Raw genomic sequence first — 13,139 nt, 5'->3', positions numbered from 1 at the left:
GTTATGGGCAGATCACTCAAGAAAGGGCCGTTCATCGATCTTCACCTGCTCGAGAAGGTCGAGGCGATGAACCGCGAGAGCGACCGCAAGGTCATCAAGACCTGGTCGCGGCGGTCGACCGTCACGCCAGAAATGGTGGGCCACACGATCGCCGTGCACAACGGCAAGAAGTTCATCCCGGTCTACATCACCGAGAACATGGTGGGTCACCGGCTGGGCGAGTTCGCGCCGACGCGCTTCTTCAAGGGCCACACGACGAAGGCCGAGAAGGCCGCGCAGGTCGCGGCGGCGGGCGCGTCTCCCGCCGGCGGAAGGGGAGGCGCGTGATGGCCGCGGCGCAGGCGACGTCGCGGTACATCCGGAGCTCGGCGCAGAAGGCCGGGCTCGTGCTGGCGCTCATCCGCGGCGCGGACGTCGGCAAGGCGCTCGCGACGCTGCGCTTCTCGCGCAAGCTCGTGGCGCGCGACATCGAGAAGACGCTGCGATCCGCGATCGCGAACGTGCAGCAGAAGGACGGGTTCGGCGGCGACGTCGACCGGCTCTACGTGGCGCGTTGCTGGGCGGGTCAGGGGCCGAGCATGAAGCGGACGCGGCCGGCGCCCATGGGCCGTGCGTTCCGGATCGTCAAGCGGATGACGCACCTGACCGTCGAGGTGGCGGAGCGGCCGGCGCGGGCGGCGAGCCCGGTGCGCGGCGCGCGCGGGAGCCGGGCGAAGGCCGGCGGCACGTCGGATCACACGAACGCCTGAGGGTCGGCGGACGACACGGGCGACTGAGGACTGGTGAAGTATGGGGCAGAAGGTTCATCCCTACGGCTTCCGGCTGGGGTTCAACAAGACGTGGCGGTCGCGGTGGTACGCGGACAAGGACTACGCGAAGCTGCTGCACGAAGACCTGAAGCTGCGCGGCGAGCTGAAGTCGCGCTTCGCGCACGCGGGCGTCGCGCGCATCGACATCGAGCGGGCGGCCAACAAGCTCAAGGTCGACATCCACACGTCGCGGCCCGGCATCATCATCGGACGCAAGGGCACCGAGGTGGACAAGCTCCGGCAGGAGCTGCACAAGACGACCGGCCGCGAGGTGTTCATCAACATCCTCGAGATCCAGAAGCCCGAGCTCGATGCGCAGCTCATCGCCGAGTCCGTGGCGATGCAACTCGAGAAGCGCGTCGCGTTCCGCCGTGCGATGCGGAAGGCGGTCGAGTCGGCGCTCCGGTTCGGCGCGCGCGGCATCAAGGTGCGCGTGTCTGGGCGGCTGAACGGCGCCGAGATCGCGCGGTCCGAGTGGTATCTGCACGGGCAGTTGCCGCTCCAGACGCTCCGGGCGGACATCGACTACGGCTTCGCGGAGGCCTACACCACCTACGGCGCGATCGGCGTCAAGGTGTGGCTCTACAAGGGCGAGCGGCTGTCGCCGAGGACCGGGCGCGAGGAAGAGTACCGGCAGCCAAGGCGCGCGGCGAGAGGGTAGGAGAGGTATCGCGATGTTGATGCCCAAGAAGGTCAAGTACCGCAAGCAGCAGCGGGGCCGGATGCGCGGCCTGGCCTGGCGCGGGTCCACGCTGTCGTTCGGCGACTACGCGCTCGTGTCGCTCGAGCCGTGCTGGCTGACCGATCGGCAGATCGAGGCGGCGCGCGTCGCGCTCGCGCGCGGAATCAAGCGCGGCGGCAAGATCTGGATCCGCGTGTTTCCGGACAAGCCAATCACCAAGAAGCCGCAGGAGACGCGCATGGGCAAGGGCAAGGGCGCGCCCGAGGCGTGGGTGGCCGTCGTCAAGCCGGGCCGGGTGCTGTTCGAGATGGAAGGCGTGTCGGTGGGCGAGGCCCGCGACGCGATGCGGCTCGCGCAGGCCAAGCTGCCGATGAAGACGCGGTTTGCGACGCGGTTCGGGCAGGAGCAGGCGTCATGAAGGTGACCGATCTGTTGACGGAGCTGCGCGGGCTGCCGGAGGAGGACCTCCGCCAGCGGGCCCGCGATCTGGACGAGAAGATCTTCCGGCTGCGGCTGCAGAAGGCGATGGGGCAGTCGGAGGCCGGCCACAAGATCCGGCCGCTGCGCCGTGAATCGGCGCGGGTCCGGACGATCCTTCGGGAGAAGGGCGTCGGAGAAGCGTGATGGCAAAGGCGGAAATTGTCGGCACGGTCGTCAGCAACAAGATGGCCAAGAGCGTGGTGGTCACGGTCGAGCGGCAGGTGCGGCACGACACGTACGGCAAGCGGCAGCGGCTGACCTCGCGCTTCATGGCCCACGACGAGGAGAGCACGGCGAAGGTGGGTGACCGCGTGGCGCTCGTGCCCTCCCGGCCGCTCTCGCGCCGCAAGCGCTGGGTCGTGACGCGCATCGTCGAGCGGGCGAAGGAGATTTAGCCATGGTGCAGATGCGATCGATTCTCGACGTCGCGGACAATTCCGGCGCGCGCAAGATCGCGGTGATCAACCCGATCGGCGGATCGACCGGCCGCTACGCGCGGATCGGCGACATCGTGACGGCGTCGGTCAAGGAAGCGACGCCGGATGCGACCGTGAAGAAGGGCCAGGTAGTCAAGGCGGTGATCGTCCGCACCCGGAAGGAGCTGCGCCGGAAGGACGGCTCGTACATCCGGTTCGATCGGAACGCCGCGGTGCTGATCAACAACGATGGCGAGCCCATCGGGACGCGCGTGTTCGGGCCGGTGGCCCGCGAGCTGCGCGAGCGCCGGTTCATGAAGATCATCTCGCTCGCGCCGGAGGTGCTGTAGGCATGGGGCGACCGGCTGGAGCGCTGAAGAAGAACGACAACGTCGTCGTCATCACGGGCCGGGACGCCGGCAAGCGCGGCCGCGTGCTGCGCGTGATCGCGGACAAGGGCCGCGTCGTGGTCGAGGGCGTGAACATGATCAAGCGGCACACGCGGCCGAACCCGCAGCGCAACATCAAGGGCGGGATCGTCGAGCGCGAAGCCGCCCTGCACGCGTCCAACGTGCAGCTCGTCTGCCCGGAGTGCGGGGCGAAGACGCGCGTGGGCCGGCGGCAGCTCGAGGACGGCCGGCGCGTGCGGTACTGCGTGAAGTGCAACGGAGTCGTGGACAAATGACCCGCCTGAGATCGCGCTACGTGAACGAGGTGCAGCCGGCGCTCCGCAAGGAGTTCGGCTTCGCCAACGTGATGGCCGTGCCCAAGATCACGAAGATCGTGATCAACATGGGGCTCGGCGAAGGGACGCAGAACGCGAAGATCGTCGACGCCGGAGCGGACGAGCTGGCGAAGATCACCGGCCAGCGCGCGTCGATTCGTCGCGCGACCAAGTCGGTCGCCCAGTTCAAGGTCCGCAAGAACATGCCGATCGGCGCGATGGTCACGCTGCGGGGCGACCGGATGTACGAGTTCCTGGACCGGCTGATTGCGATCGCGCTGCCCCGCGTGCGCGACTTCCGGGGCGTGTCGGCGCGCGGGTTCGACGGCCGCGGCAACTACACGCTGGGCCTGCGCGACCAGTTGATGTTCCCCGAGATCGACTATCTCAAGGTGGACAAGGCGCGCGGCATGAACATCTCCGTCGTGACGACGGCGACGACCGACGAACAGGCGAGGCGGCTGCTCCAGTTGATGGGCATGCCGTTCCGGCAGAACTGACGGCATTGTCGGCGCGGCCTGGAGGGCCGCGGCCCGCCGGAGGATCCGCCGGCACGAGAGGACTGAGACACGATGGCGACGATTGCGAAGAGCGTCAAGGACCTGAAGAAGTCGGCCAAGTACGGCATCCGGCACCGGAACCGGTGCGGCAAGTGCGGCCGGCCGCGCGCCTACATGCGCAAGTTCGCGCTGTGCCGGTTGTGCTTCCGCGAGCTCGCGCTGAGGGGCGAGGTCGCGGGCGTCATCAAGAGCAGCTGGTAGCAGAGCCGGTTCGCCCGGCGCGGACCGGAAGAGCGCAGGCGTCGTCGGCACGCAATCGAGAAGGTACCAATGACTGATCCGATCGCAGACATGATCACGAGAATCCGCAACGCGGTGCACGCGCGGCATCCGCGCGTCGACATCCCGGCGTCGCGCCTGAAGGCGGATATCGCCCGGATCCTCGAGCAGGAAGGCTACGTGGCGGCCGTGAAGGTGGTGGAGGCCGAGGACGCGGTGCGTCCGTCGCTCCGGATCACGCTCAAGTACGGGCCGCGCGGCGAGAACGTGATCTCGGGCCTCGAGCGCGTGAGCCGGCCGGGCCGGCGGGTGTACCTCGGACGTGACGAGGTGCCGAAGGTGATGGGCGGCCTGGGGACGAGCATCCTGACGACGTCCCGCGGCGTGATGACGGGCCGCGACGCCGAGCGCGTCGGCGTGGGCGGCGAGGTGCTCTGCAACGTGTGGTAGGGCTCGTGGCCGGGGCGGACGGGCCGCGCGCCCGGCGCCTGGGCCTGAGAGCCTGAGAAGGATCGCAGATGTCTCGAATTGGCAGAAAACCCATCCCGGTGCCGAAGGGCGTCACGGTGACGGTGCATTCGGATGCCGTGGAAGTGAAGGGGCCGAAGGGCGCGTTGACGCAGCGCCTTCCGCCGGGCGTCTCGTTCTCGCAGAGCGGCGCCGAGCTGCGCGCCGACATGGTTCGCGAGGACCCGGCGCTGAAGAAGTACTTCGGGCTGGCGCGCAGCCTGGTCGCCAACGCGGTGGCCGGCGTGACCGACGGCTTCAAGAAGGAGCTCGACATCGTGGGCGTCGGCTATCGCGCCGAGGTGAAGGGCAAGCAGGTCGTCTTCGCGCTGGGCTATTCGCACCCGGTGGTGTTCGACATCCCGCCCGGCATCGACGTGACGATCGACAAGCAGACGCACGTGACCGTGACGGGCATCGATCGGCAGCTCGTCGGGCAGGTCGCCGCCGACATCCGGCGTCTGCGCAAGCCCGATCCGTACAAGCAGAAGGGCGTGCGCTACACCGGCGAAGTGCTGAAGAAGAAGGTCGGCAAGACGGGAGCCTAGGGACGCCATGAAGATTCGGACGAAGAAGGATCGGCGGGAACGCATCCGGCTGCGGCAGCGGAAGCGGATTCACGGTACGGCGGAGCGGCCGCGTTTGGCGGTGTTCCGATCGGCCAGCCACATCTACGCCCAGGTGGTCGACGATCTCGCGGGGCACACGATCGCCTCGGCGTCGAGCATCGAGCCGTCGCTGAAGAGCGTGTTTTCTGGCGACGTGCGGGGCGGCAACAAGGCCGGCGCCGAGGCCATCGGCCGCGTGATCTCGGAGCGGCTGAAGGCCAAAGGCATCACGCGCGTCGTGTTCGACCGCGGCGGGAACCTGTATCACGGGCGGATCCAGGCCGTGGCCGAGGCCGCGCGCAAGGCCGGGCTCGAGTTCTGAGGCACTGAGAGGATTTCATGGCGCAGTCTCGCGAGAAGATCGATCCGTCGGAGCTCGAACTCAAGGACACGGTCGTGTCCATCAGCCGGGTGACGAAGGTCGTCAAGGGCGGCAAGAACCTGAGCTTCAGCGCGCTCGTGGTCGTCGGCGACGGCCACGGCGTGGTCGGGTTCGGGATCGGCAAGGCGAAGGAAGTGCCGTCTGCGATCAAGAAGGCGATCGAGTCGGCGAAGAAGTCGCTCATTCGCGTGCCGATGGCCGGGTCGACCATCCCGCACCCGGTGCTCGGCCGGTTCGGGGCCGGCAGCGTGCTGCTCAAGCCGGCGCCGGACGGCACCGGCATCATCGCGGGCGGGGCGGTCCGGGCGGTCGTCGAGTCGGCCGGCATCCACAACGTGCTGACGAAGTCGCTCGGGTCGGCGAACGGCCACAACGTCGTGCGCGCCACCTTCGCGGCGCTGACGGACCTTCGCGATCCGTCGTCGGTCGCGCGGTTGCGGGGCAAGGACGTCGACGAGCTCGTCGGCGCGGGCGCGGCGGCGCGGTAGAGGCGGGCATGACGGCGAACAAGAAGCTCAGAGTGACCCAGTTGCGCAGCGGCATCGGGTTCGACAAGAAGCAGAAGACCGCGCTGCGGAGCCTCGGTCTGCGGCGCATCCGTCAGACGGTCGAGGTCGAGGACACGAAGGCCACGCGCGGCCTGATCCTTCAGGTGCGGCACCTGGTGAGCGTCGAGGAGTAACCCATGTCGCTGAACAATCTGCGCCCGCCGAAGGGCGCCAAGCATCCACGGAAGCGCGTCGGGCGCGGGCCCGGCTCGGGTCACGGCAAGACCGCGTCGCGCGGCGCGAAGGGCGCCAAGTCGCGATCGGGGTACCGGTTCAAGCGCGGGTTCGAGGGCGGCCAGACGCCGCTGCACCGCCGGCTGCCGAAGCGCGGGTTCACCAACCCGTTCCGCGTGGAGTACCACGTGGTGAACCTCGATACGCTGGAGCAGATCTTCGAGTCGGGGGCTTCGGTCACGCCGGAGATCCTGCGCGAGCGGGGCGTCGTGCGCGATGCGTCGGGCCCGATCAAGGTGCTGGGCCGAGGCGAGATCGCGAAGCCGCTGACCGTCAAGGCGCACAAGTTCAGCGGCTCGGCGGCCGGCAAGATCGCGGCGGCCGGCGGCGCGGCGGTGGTCATCCCGTCGTAGAGGCGGCGTTATGGACAGCCTGAAGAACATCTTCGCGATTCCCGAGCTGCGCAAGCGCGTGCTGTTCACGTTCGGGATCCTGACGGCGTACCGCCTGGGCGGCCACATCCCGACGCCCGGGATCAACAAGGACGCGCTGTACGAGCTGACCCAGCAGGCGGCGGCGAGCAACCTGTTCGGTCTGTACGACATGTTCTCGGGCTACAACCTCTCGCAGATGACGGTCTTCGCGCTGGGGGTGATGCCGTACATCAGCGCGTCGATCATCCTGCAGCTTCTGACCGTGGTCTGGCCGTATCTCGAGCGGCTGTCCAAGGAAGGCGAGCTCGGACGCCGGAAGATCACGCAGTACACGCGGTACGGGACGATCCTCCTGAGCGTGGTGCAGGCGCTCGGGATCGCGATCTTCCTCGAGAACGCGTCGCAGGCGGGCGGCTACCAGATCGTCACCAACCCGGGGTGGGGCTTCCGCCTGATGACGGTGCTGACGCTCTCGACCGGGTCGACGCTCGTGATGTGGCTCGGCGAGCAGATCACGGAGCGCGGCATCGGCAACGGGATGTCGCTCCTGATCTACGCGGGGATCGTCGTCGGGCTGCCGCGCGGCGCGCTGGCCACGATCCAGCAGTTGCGCATGGGCAGCATCGGCTTGTTCACGCTGATCATCCTCGTCGTGCTGATGGTGGCGGTCGTCGGCGCCGTCGTCTTCGTCGAGCGCGGCCATCGGCGGGTCACCGTGCAGTACGCCCGCCGGATGGTCGGCCGGCGGCTGATGGGCGGCACGAGCACGCACATCCCGCTCAAGGTCAACACCGGCGGCGTCATGCCGGTGATCTTCGCGTCGTCGATTCTGGCGTTTCCACAGACGCTGAAGCCGATGTTCGCGGCGACGAGCTTCGCCGACCGGGCGATTACCCAGTTGAGCATCGGGTACCCGCTCTACAACCTGCTCTACGTCGGGTTGATCGTGTTCTTCGCGTACTTCTACACGGCGATCATCTTCAATCCGGATGACGTCGCCGAGAACATGCGGAAGTACGGCGGGTTCGTGCCCGGCATCCGGCCGGGCAAACGGACGGCCGAGCACATCGATCAGATCCTGGCGCGGGTGACGCTCGCCGGCGCGCTCTACCTGGCGGCGATCGCGCTCTTGCCCGAGCTGCTGCTGACCGGGTTCAAAGTGCAGCCGATCCCGTTCATCGGCGACCGGCTGGACGCGATCATGCCGCGCTTCATCACCGAGGGGCTGGGCGTGCCGTTCTACTTCGGCGGGACGTCGCTGCTGATCATCGTCGGCGTCGCGATGGACACCGTGCAGCAGGTCGAGTCGCAGTTGATCATGCGGCACTACGACGGGTTCATGAAGAAGACGCGGATCCGGGGCCGGCGCGGGTAGCGCGCCGCGTGGCCGTCGGGGATCGACAGATGGCGGACGGGGCGGTTCGACTGGTGATGCTCGGGCCGCCGGGAGCGGGCAAGGGCACGCAGGGGGAACGGATCGCGCGGGAGCGCCGCATTCCGCGGATCGCGACCGGCGACATCCTCCGCGAAGCGGTGCAGGGCGGCACGGACGTGGGCCGCGCCGCCAAGGCGACGATGAACGCCGGCCGCCTGGTGAGCGACGACTTGGTGATCGGGATCGTGCGGGAACGGCTGACGCGGCCGGATGCGGAGCGCGGGTTCGTGCTCGACGGCTTTCCGCGGACGCTGGTGCAGGCCGAGACGCTCGACGATCTCGTCGACCCGCGGCGGCCGCTCATCGTCGTCGACATCGAGGTGCCGGAGGAGGCGCTCGTCACCCGCCTCAGCCAGCGCAGGATTTGCGGGCAGTGCGGGACGACGGCGCGGGCGGGCGACCGGCAGTGCGCCAAGTGCGGCGGCACGCTCGTGCAGCGTCCCGACGACGATCCCGAGGTGATTCGCGAGCGGCTGCGGGTCTACGTCCGGGACACCCGCTCGATCGTCGAGTACTACCGGCGGCGTCCGACGTTCAGATCCGTCGATGGCGACCAGCCGGAACACATGGTGGCGGCCGATATCGCGGCGGCCATCGCCTCGGTGGCGGGAGGGTGGCCGTGATCATCTGCCGGTCGCAGGCGGAAATCGAGCGGATGCGGCCGGCCAATGCGCTGGTGGCCGACGTGCTCGCGGCGCTCGCGGCGGAAGTTGCACCGGGCGTGACGACGAAGGACCTGGATCAGCTCGCCGAACGCCTGGTGCGCGACGCGGGGGCCGAGCCGGCGTTCAAGGGGTATCGCGGCTACCCGGCCACGCTGTGTGCGTCGGTGAACGAGGAAGTGGTGCACGGGATCCCGTCGGCGAAGCGGGTGCTGCGCGACGGCGACATCATCTCGCTCGACATGGGCGTGAAGGTGAACGGGTTCTACGGCGATTCGGCGCTGACCGTGGCGGTTGGCCGGATTGCCGAGCGGGCGCAGGAGCTGCTCGACGTGACGCGCCAGTCGCTCGAGCGCGCGATCGCGGCCGTTGCGGTGGGCGGACGGTTGTCGGACATCGGGCACGCCGTGCAGCAGTGGGTGGAGCAGCACGGGTTCTCGATCGTGCGGGAGTTCGTAGGGCACGGCATCGGCGAGCGCCTGCACGAGGACCCGCAGATTCCGAACTACGGCCCGCCGGGACGCGGGCCGAAGCTCGCGGCCGGCATGGTGCTGGCGATCGAGCCGATGGTGGCGATGGGCAAGCCGGAGACGCGCGTGCTCGCCGACGGATGGACGGCCGTCACGCGGGATGGCAGCCTCGCGGCGCACTTCGAGCACACGGTCGCGGTGACGGCCGACGGCCCGCAGGTGTTGACGGTGCGATCGGGCCGGCCGCTCGCCGGCATGCATCCCGTCAGGTCGTGATGGACGACGAGCGGGAGACGCCGGGGGCGGACGTCACCGGGACCGTAACGGCGATCCTGCCCCGGGCGCTGTATCGAGTGGGCGTCGGCCAGGGGCGCGAGGTCGTCGCGCACGCGCGCACGGGGCCGGGACGCACGTTCGTGAGGCTGGTCGTCGGCGATCGGGTTCAGGTGGCCATCAGCCCGCGCGACGCCGGGCGAGGGCGCATCGTCGGAAAGCGGTAGGAGCAGCGATGAAGGTCAGGGCATCGGTGAAGCGGATTTGCGACAAGTGCAAGGTGGTGCGCCGGCAGGGCGTCGTGCGGATCATCTGCTCGAACCAGAAGCACAAGCAGCGCCAGGGATAGGAGACGGCGAGAATGGCTCGGATTGCAGGCGTCGATTTGCCCCGCACCAAGAGGGTCGAGGTGGGCCTCACGTACATCTACGGCATCGGGCGGACCCGATCGGCTCGGATTCTCGGCGCCGCCGGCGTGAGCCCCGACATCCGCGTGAAGGACCTGTCGGAAGACGATGTGCGGAAGATCACGCGCGTCATCGAGGAAGAGGGGCGTGTGGAAGGCGATCTCCGCAAGGAGATCTCGATGAACATCAAGCGGCTCGTCGAGATTGGCAGCTACCGCGGCGCGCGGCATCGCCGGAACCTGCCCGTGCGCGGGCAGCGCACGCGCACCAACTCCCGCACGCGCAAGGGCCCGCGCAAGGGCGCGGTGCCGAAGAAGAAGGTCGAGTAGGACACGGACATGGCCAAGACGCAACCAGAAGGCGCAGCGGCTCCCGAGGGCGGCAAGTCGCCCGCGAAGAAGAAGACGTTCAAGAAGCGCGGCGAGAAGCGCGTCGTCCACCACGGCTACGCGCACATTCAGGCGTCGTTCAACAACACGATCGTGACGATCACCGATCTCGAGGGGCACGTGATTGCCTGGTCGAGCGCGGGAGGGATCGGGTTCAAGGGATCCCGGAAAGGCACGCCGTTCGCGGCGACGCAGGCCGCGATGGCGGCCGGCAACGCGGCGAAGACCCACGGCATGCGATCGCTCGAAGTGCGGGTGAAGGGGCCGGGCGCCGGCCGCGAGTCGGCGGTGCGCGCGCTGCAGACGGTCGGCATGGACGTGAAGTCCATTCGCGACGTCACGCCCATTCCGCACAACGGCTGCCGGCCGCCGAAGCGGCGGCGGGTCTAGGCGTGCGCGGGGAATCGCAGGGGCGGATCGTCGGGCCGCGCGAGGTGCGTGGCGCGGTCGTGATTAGCTGAAGAGGATTAGATGGCTCGATATATCGGTCCGGTCTGCCGGTTGTGCCGGCGCGAGGGCATGAAGCTGTTCCTCAAGGGGGAACGCTGCTACACGGAGAAGTGCGCGATCGAGAAGCGGAACGTGCCGCCCGGTCAGCACGGCCGATCCCGCAAGGCGAAGCTCGTCGGCTACGGGATTCAACTGCGCGAGAAGCAGAAGGTCAAGCGCACCTACGGCGTGCTCGAGAACCAGTTCCGCCGCTATTTCGAGGCGGCCGACCGGCAGAAGGGCATCACCGGCGAGCTGCTCCTCCAGATGCTGGAGCGGCGGCTCGACAACGTCGTCTACCGGTTGGGCTTCGCGACGTCGCGTCCCCAGGCGCGCCAGCTCGTCCGCCACGGCCACTTCACCGTCAACGGCCGCAAGGTGGACATCCCGTCCTATGCGGTGCGATCGGGAGACGTGGTCGCCTTGCGGGCCAAGAGCGGCGAGAACGCCATCATCCAGCACGCGATGGAAGAGGTGAAGGGACGCGGGATTCCCGAGTGGCTGCTGTTCGACGCGGGCGGCCGGGCCGGCCGCGTCGTGCAGCTTCCGACCCGCCAGCAGATCAACCTGCCGGTTCAGGAGCAGTTGATCGTCGAGCTGTATTCGAAGTAAGCGCGGCCGTGGCAATGAAGCCAGTCACCGGCCCGCAGCGCTCAGGCCTGCCGCGGGAGGCCGGTGATCGTCATGCAGGTCTGGCCGCCGGCTGAGCCGGCGCGCAGGCGAAAGGAACGAGACCAATGCTCTGGAAGGGATTTCAGCGTCCGAAGCGACTCGACTTCGAACGGGAGACGTTGACCGACCGGTTCGGCCGGTTCACCGCCCAGCCGTTCGAGCGCGGGTTCGGGACGACGGTGGGCAACGCGCTGCGGCGCGTGCTGCTGTCGTCGATCGAGGGCGCGGCCGTGACCGCGGTGAAGATCGAGGGGGTGCTCCACGAGTTCGCGCCGATTCAGGGCGTGGTGGAGGATGCGACCGACATCATCCTGAATCTGAAGCAGATCCCGCTGAAGCTGCACACCGATCAGGCGAAGACGCTGCTCGTGCGCGCGCTGAAGCCCGGCGAGGTGCGCGCGCGCGACATCGAAGCCGACGCGGACGTCGAGATCCTGGAGCCGGACGCGCACATCGCGACCGTCAGCGAGGGCGGCCGCCTCGAGATGGAGCTGCGCGTGAAGCGCGGCCGCGGGTACGTCTCGGCCGACAAGAACTTCGACGAGGACCTGGGCATCGGCTGGATTCCGATTGACTCGGTGCACTCGCCCGTCAAGCGCGTGAACTACACGGTGGAGGCGGCGCGCATCGGCCAGGTGACCGACTACGACAAGCTGACGCTCGAGGTGTCGACCAACGGTGCCGTCACGGCGCGCGATGCCGTGTCGCTCGCGGCGAAGCTCATCCGCGATCACTTCACGATCTTCGTCGGCCTCGACGAGGCCGCGGATCAGCCGCTGGAAGGCGCGTCCGATCAGCCCGCCTCGTCGGTCAACGAGCACCTCGACAAGAGCGTCGAGGAGCTGGAGCTGTCGGTGCGGTCGTACAACTGCCTGAAGAACGCGAACATCCGCACCCTGCGCGAGCTCGTCCAGAAGACCGAGGGCGAGATGCTGAAGACGAAGAACTTCGGGCGCAAGTCGCTCAACGAGATCAAGGAAATCCTCGCGAGCCTGGGCCTGAGCCTCGGCATGCGGCTCGATCAGGGAGACGAGACGGGGGCGTGAGGAGTCGCGGTACGTCGGTCAGCAATGAGTGATGAGCGAGAGCGATGCGCGGTGAGTCCCGCGACTCACGGCGCCTCGCTCGAGCCTGCAAGGATCGAACATGCGTCACAGAGTGGCATACAGGAAGCTCGGCCGCGTCACGGAGCACCGCATCGCGATGCTCCGCAACCAGGCGTCGGCGTTGATCGAGCACGAGCGCATCGAGACGACCGTCGCCCGCGCGAAGGAGCTGCGGCCGTTCGTCGAGCGGATCATCTCGGTGGCCAAGCGCAGTCTCGGCGCGCCGGAAGGCAGCACGCATCACGTGACCGCCCGCCGAACCGTCGGGCAGGACATCGTCGACCGCGCCGTGCTCCGGAAGCTGTTCGAGACGGTCGCGCCGAAGTACGTCGATCGGGCGGGCGGCTACACGCGATTGCTCCGGCTCGGTCACCGCCGCGGTGACGCAGCGGACGTCGCGCAGGTGGAGCTCGTCGGGTTCGAGTTCAACCCCGATGCGGTGAAGACGGCCAAGGGCGGCGACGCCGCGCCGGACGCGCCGAAGAAGAAGACGGTCGGCGGCCGCATCCGCGAGGCGCTCACGGGCGGACGGAAGAAGAAAGACGAGAGCCAGCAGCCGAAGGCCAAGGCCGACAAGGCCGCCAAGGGCGCCGGCCGCCGAAGCACCACCCCGCGCAAGGCAGGCGGCAGCTAGCAACAGCCGCGGGCGTCTCCCGCGGATGGCAATCGCACGAGCCGATGCCCGCCGACGCC

At 68.5% G+C, this 13,139-nt stretch carries 26 protein-coding genes; all 26 read left to right on the top strand.

Annotated features, from left to right (window positions below; genetic code table 11):
• Positions 1-3: 3 nt before the first annotated feature.
• The 26 genes from rpsS (at position 4) to rplQ (ending at position 13,080) form a co-directional block, all read left to right on the top strand.
• Positions 4-327: a 30S ribosomal protein S19 gene (rpsS, locus tag IT184_11190; GenBank protein ID MCC7009374.1), complete on the top strand. Its 324-nt coding sequence runs from the start codon at positions 4-6 to the stop codon at positions 325-327.
• Entirely contained in the window at positions 327-749 is a 423-nt protein-coding gene (rplV, locus tag IT184_11185) for a 50S ribosomal protein L22 (protein ID MCC7009373.1), read from the top strand. Before rpsS ends, rplV begins: the two co-directional genes overlap by 1 nt.
• A gap of 40 nt (positions 750-789) precedes the next feature.
• Positions 790-1,470 carry a 30S ribosomal protein S3 gene (rpsC, locus tag IT184_11180; GenBank protein ID MCC7009372.1) on the top strand — a complete coding sequence of 227 codons (681 nt, stop codon included), beginning with the start codon at positions 790-792 and terminating at the stop codon, positions 1,468-1,470.
• Positions 1,471-1,483: 13 nt separating this feature from the next.
• On the top strand, positions 1,484-1,909 hold the full coding sequence (rplP, locus tag IT184_11175) for a 50S ribosomal protein L16 (protein MCC7009371.1): 426 nt from the start codon (positions 1,484-1,486) through the stop codon (positions 1,907-1,909).
• On the top strand, positions 1,906-2,115 hold the full coding sequence (gene rpmC / locus IT184_11170) for a 50S ribosomal protein L29 (protein MCC7009370.1): 210 nt from the start codon (positions 1,906-1,908) through the stop codon (positions 2,113-2,115). The genes rplP and rpmC overlap by 4 nt, the downstream gene beginning before the upstream one ends.
• The gene (gene rpsQ / locus IT184_11165; GenBank protein MCC7009369.1) at positions 2,115-2,366 is read left to right on the top strand and encodes a 30S ribosomal protein S17; all 252 of its coding nucleotides are present in this window, start codon (positions 2,115-2,117) and stop codon (positions 2,364-2,366) included. Before rpmC ends, rpsQ begins: the two co-directional genes overlap by 1 nt.
• A gap of 2 nt (positions 2,367-2,368) precedes the next feature.
• On the top strand, positions 2,369-2,737 hold the full coding sequence (gene rplN, locus IT184_11160; protein MCC7009368.1) for a 50S ribosomal protein L14: 369 nt from the start codon (positions 2,369-2,371) through the stop codon (positions 2,735-2,737).
• Positions 2,738-2,739: 2 nt separating this feature from the next.
• The gene (locus IT184_11155) at positions 2,740-3,072 is read left to right on the top strand and encodes a 50S ribosomal protein L24 (GenBank protein ID MCC7009367.1); all 333 of its coding nucleotides are present in this window, start codon (positions 2,740-2,742) and stop codon (positions 3,070-3,072) included.
• Positions 3,069-3,611 (top strand): 50S ribosomal protein L5, encoded by a 543-nt coding sequence (gene rplE, locus IT184_11150; GenBank protein MCC7009366.1) that lies wholly within the window; start codon positions 3,069-3,071, stop codon positions 3,609-3,611. Before IT184_11155 ends, rplE begins: the two co-directional genes overlap by 4 nt.
• A gap of 72 nt (positions 3,612-3,683) precedes the next feature.
• The gene (locus IT184_11145; GenBank protein MCC7009365.1) at positions 3,684-3,872 is read left to right on the top strand and encodes a type Z 30S ribosomal protein S14; all 189 of its coding nucleotides are present in this window, start codon (positions 3,684-3,686) and stop codon (positions 3,870-3,872) included.
• A gap of 69 nt (positions 3,873-3,941) precedes the next feature.
• Positions 3,942-4,340, top strand: a complete 399-nt coding sequence (rpsH, locus tag IT184_11140; GenBank protein MCC7009364.1) for a 30S ribosomal protein S8 — start codon at positions 3,942-3,944, stop codon at positions 4,338-4,340.
• Positions 4,341-4,408: 68 nt separating this feature from the next.
• On the top strand, positions 4,409-4,945 hold the full coding sequence (rplF, locus tag IT184_11135; GenBank protein MCC7009363.1) for a 50S ribosomal protein L6: 537 nt from the start codon (positions 4,409-4,411) through the stop codon (positions 4,943-4,945).
• Positions 4,946-4,958: 13 nt separating this feature from the next.
• On the top strand, positions 4,959-5,327 hold the full coding sequence (locus tag IT184_11130) for a 50S ribosomal protein L18 (protein ID MCC7009362.1): 369 nt from the start codon (positions 4,959-4,961) through the stop codon (positions 5,325-5,327).
• A gap of 17 nt (positions 5,328-5,344) precedes the next feature.
• The gene (gene rpsE, locus IT184_11125; protein MCC7009361.1) at positions 5,345-5,875 is read left to right on the top strand and encodes a 30S ribosomal protein S5; all 531 of its coding nucleotides are present in this window, start codon (positions 5,345-5,347) and stop codon (positions 5,873-5,875) included.
• An 8-nt stretch (positions 5,876-5,883) separates the two neighbouring features.
• Positions 5,884-6,069 (top strand): 50S ribosomal protein L30, encoded by a 186-nt coding sequence (rpmD, locus tag IT184_11120; protein ID MCC7009360.1) that lies wholly within the window; start codon positions 5,884-5,886, stop codon positions 6,067-6,069.
• A 3-nt stretch (positions 6,070-6,072) separates the two neighbouring features.
• Positions 6,073-6,522, top strand: a complete 450-nt coding sequence (rplO, locus tag IT184_11115; protein ID MCC7009359.1) for a 50S ribosomal protein L15 — start codon at positions 6,073-6,075, stop codon at positions 6,520-6,522.
• Positions 6,523-6,532: 10 nt separating this feature from the next.
• Complete coding sequence (secY, locus tag IT184_11110) at positions 6,533-7,918, top strand: preprotein translocase subunit SecY (protein ID MCC7009358.1); 1,386 nt, start codon at positions 6,533-6,535, stop codon at positions 7,916-7,918.
• Between the two features lie 29 nt (positions 7,919-7,947).
• Positions 7,948-8,601, top strand: coding sequence for an adenylate kinase (locus IT184_11105; GenBank protein MCC7009357.1), 654 nt, complete (start codon positions 7,948-7,950; stop codon positions 8,599-8,601).
• A complete protein-coding gene (gene map / locus IT184_11100; GenBank protein MCC7009356.1) occupies positions 8,598-9,386 on the top strand; it encodes a type I methionyl aminopeptidase in 789 nt (262 codons plus the stop codon). Before IT184_11105 ends, map begins: the two co-directional genes overlap by 4 nt.
• The gene (infA, locus tag IT184_11095; GenBank protein ID MCC7009355.1) at positions 9,383-9,610 is read left to right on the top strand and encodes a translation initiation factor IF-1; all 228 of its coding nucleotides are present in this window, start codon (positions 9,383-9,385) and stop codon (positions 9,608-9,610) included. The genes map and infA overlap by 4 nt, the downstream gene beginning before the upstream one ends.
• 8 nt (positions 9,611-9,618) lie before the next feature.
• A complete protein-coding gene (rpmJ, locus tag IT184_11090) occupies positions 9,619-9,732 on the top strand; it encodes a 50S ribosomal protein L36 (protein MCC7009354.1) in 114 nt (37 codons plus the stop codon).
• A gap of 12 nt (positions 9,733-9,744) precedes the next feature.
• The gene (gene rpsM / locus IT184_11085) at positions 9,745-10,119 is read left to right on the top strand and encodes a 30S ribosomal protein S13 (protein MCC7009353.1); all 375 of its coding nucleotides are present in this window, start codon (positions 9,745-9,747) and stop codon (positions 10,117-10,119) included.
• Positions 10,120-10,128: 9 nt separating this feature from the next.
• Positions 10,129-10,569, top strand: a complete 441-nt coding sequence (gene rpsK, locus IT184_11080; GenBank protein ID MCC7009352.1) for a 30S ribosomal protein S11 — start codon at positions 10,129-10,131, stop codon at positions 10,567-10,569.
• 81 nt (positions 10,570-10,650) lie between these two features.
• Positions 10,651-11,280 carry a 30S ribosomal protein S4 gene (gene rpsD, locus IT184_11075; GenBank protein MCC7009351.1) on the top strand — a complete coding sequence of 210 codons (630 nt, stop codon included), beginning with the start codon at positions 10,651-10,653 and terminating at the stop codon, positions 11,278-11,280.
• 125 nt (positions 11,281-11,405) lie between these two features.
• Positions 11,406-12,386, top strand: a complete 981-nt coding sequence (locus tag IT184_11070; protein MCC7009350.1) for a DNA-directed RNA polymerase subunit alpha — start codon at positions 11,406-11,408, stop codon at positions 12,384-12,386.
• A 112-nt stretch (positions 12,387-12,498) separates the two neighbouring features.
• Positions 12,499-13,080 carry a 50S ribosomal protein L17 gene (gene rplQ / locus IT184_11065; GenBank protein ID MCC7009349.1) on the top strand — a complete coding sequence of 194 codons (582 nt, stop codon included), beginning with the start codon at positions 12,499-12,501 and terminating at the stop codon, positions 13,078-13,080.
• Positions 13,081-13,139: the final 59 nt, after the last annotated feature.

The organism is Acidobacteriota bacterium, from assembly GCA_020853395.1.
In the GTDB taxonomy this organism is placed as follows: domain Bacteria; phylum Acidobacteriota; class Vicinamibacteria; order Vicinamibacterales; family SCN-69-37; genus JADYYY01.
This window is presented reverse-complemented; position numbering and strand designations above follow the sequence as displayed.

Excerpts from the sequence above, each read along its gene's own strand:
- IT184_11105 (MCC7009357.1), top strand. The coding sequence starts at position 7,948 with ATGGCGGACGGGGCGGTTCGACTGGTGATGCTCGGGCCGCCGGGAGCG.
- rplF (MCC7009363.1), top strand. The coding sequence starts at position 4,409 with ATGTCTCGAATTGGCAGAAAACCCATCCCGGTGCCGAAGGGCGTCACG.
- rpmD (MCC7009360.1), top strand. The coding sequence starts at position 5,884 with ATGACGGCGAACAAGAAGCTCAGAGTGACCCAGTTGCGCAGCGGCATC.
- IT184_11070 (MCC7009350.1), top strand. The coding sequence starts at position 11,406 with ATGCTCTGGAAGGGATTTCAGCGTCCGAAGCGACTCGACTTCGAACGG.
- rpsH (MCC7009364.1), top strand. The coding sequence starts at position 3,942 with ATGACTGATCCGATCGCAGACATGATCACGAGAATCCGCAACGCGGTG.
- rplV (MCC7009373.1), top strand. The coding sequence starts at position 327 with ATGGCCGCGGCGCAGGCGACGTCGCGGTACATCCGGAGCTCGGCGCAG.
- rplO (MCC7009359.1), top strand. The coding sequence starts at position 6,073 with ATGTCGCTGAACAATCTGCGCCCGCCGAAGGGCGCCAAGCATCCACGG.
- rplE (MCC7009366.1), top strand. The coding sequence starts at position 3,069 with ATGACCCGCCTGAGATCGCGCTACGTGAACGAGGTGCAGCCGGCGCTC.
- secY (MCC7009358.1), top strand. The coding sequence starts at position 6,533 with ATGGACAGCCTGAAGAACATCTTCGCGATTCCCGAGCTGCGCAAGCGC.
- IT184_11145 (MCC7009365.1), top strand. The coding sequence starts at position 3,684 with ATGGCGACGATTGCGAAGAGCGTCAAGGACCTGAAGAAGTCGGCCAAG.
- rpmJ (MCC7009354.1), top strand. The coding sequence starts at position 9,619 with ATGAAGGTCAGGGCATCGGTGAAGCGGATTTGCGACAAGTGCAAGGTG.
- rpsD (MCC7009351.1), top strand. The coding sequence starts at position 10,651 with ATGGCTCGATATATCGGTCCGGTCTGCCGGTTGTGCCGGCGCGAGGGC.
- IT184_11155 (MCC7009367.1), top strand. The coding sequence starts at position 2,740 with ATGGGGCGACCGGCTGGAGCGCTGAAGAAGAACGACAACGTCGTCGTC.
- rplP (MCC7009371.1), top strand. The coding sequence starts at position 1,484 with ATGTTGATGCCCAAGAAGGTCAAGTACCGCAAGCAGCAGCGGGGCCGG.
- rplN (MCC7009368.1), top strand. The coding sequence starts at position 2,369 with ATGGTGCAGATGCGATCGATTCTCGACGTCGCGGACAATTCCGGCGCG.
- rpsQ (MCC7009369.1), top strand. The coding sequence starts at position 2,115 with ATGGCAAAGGCGGAAATTGTCGGCACGGTCGTCAGCAACAAGATGGCC.
- rpmC (MCC7009370.1), top strand. The coding sequence starts at position 1,906 with ATGAAGGTGACCGATCTGTTGACGGAGCTGCGCGGGCTGCCGGAGGAG.
- rpsE (MCC7009361.1), top strand. The coding sequence starts at position 5,345 with ATGGCGCAGTCTCGCGAGAAGATCGATCCGTCGGAGCTCGAACTCAAG.
- rpsS (MCC7009374.1), top strand. The coding sequence starts at position 4 with ATGGGCAGATCACTCAAGAAAGGGCCGTTCATCGATCTTCACCTGCTC.
- rpsC (MCC7009372.1), top strand. The coding sequence starts at position 790 with ATGGGGCAGAAGGTTCATCCCTACGGCTTCCGGCTGGGGTTCAACAAG.
- rpsM (MCC7009353.1), top strand. The coding sequence starts at position 9,745 with ATGGCTCGGATTGCAGGCGTCGATTTGCCCCGCACCAAGAGGGTCGAG.
- rpsK (MCC7009352.1), top strand. The coding sequence starts at position 10,129 with ATGGCCAAGACGCAACCAGAAGGCGCAGCGGCTCCCGAGGGCGGCAAG.